Consider the following 704-nt stretch of genomic DNA (forward strand, 5'->3'; position numbering starts at 1 on the left):
GCCGGCGCGGCGGCAGTCCCGACCCTGATCGGCGGGCGGGCCCTGGCCCAGGCGCCCAAGGCCGTGACCCTGCTCAACGTCAGCTACGACCCGACGCGCGAGCTCTACAAGGACATCAACGCCGCCTACGCCAAGTACTGGAAGGAGAAGGTCGGCCAGGACATCGTCATCAACCAGAGCCACGGCGGCTCGGGCAAGCAGGCCCGCTCGGTGATCGACGGCCTGCAGGCCGACGTCGTCACCCTGGCCCTGGCCTACGACATCGACGAGATCGCCGCCAAGGCCAAGCTGCTGCCGGCCGACTGGCAGTCGCGCCTGCCCGACAACTCCACGCCCTACACCTCGACCATCGTGTTCCTGGTCAAGAAGGGCAATCCCTGGAAGATCCGCGACTGGGGCGACCTGATCAAGCCGGGGATCGAGGTCATCACGCCGAACCCCAAGACCTCGGGCGGCGCGCGCTGGAACTACCTGGCCGCCTGGGCCTGGGCGCTGAAGCAGCCCGGCGGCTCCGAGGCCACGGCCCGCGCCTACATCCAGAAGCTCTACAAGCAGGTGCCGGTGCTCGACACCGGCGCGCGCGGGGCCACCGTCACCTTCGCCCAGCGCGGCCTGGGCGACGTGCTGCTGGCCTGGGAGAACGAGGCCCACCTGGCGCTGGAGGAGTTCGGTCCCAAGTTCGACATCGTCACGCCGTCGCGCTC

The 704-nt window shown here is 69.7% G+C and carries 1 protein-coding gene; it reads left to right on the forward strand.

The genetic code is table 11. The annotated features are described in order from the left end of the window. Positions 1-24: 24 nt before the first annotated feature. Positions 25-704 (forward strand): sulfate ABC transporter substrate-binding protein (locus tag DNK89_RS23380; RefSeq protein ID WP_203422513.1); only part of this gene is annotated, 680 nt, incomplete at its 3' end.

It is taken from the genome of Acidovorax sp. ST3 (assembly GCF_003231145.1).
Lineage (GTDB): Bacteria > Pseudomonadota > Gammaproteobacteria > Burkholderiales > Burkholderiaceae_C > Acidovorax.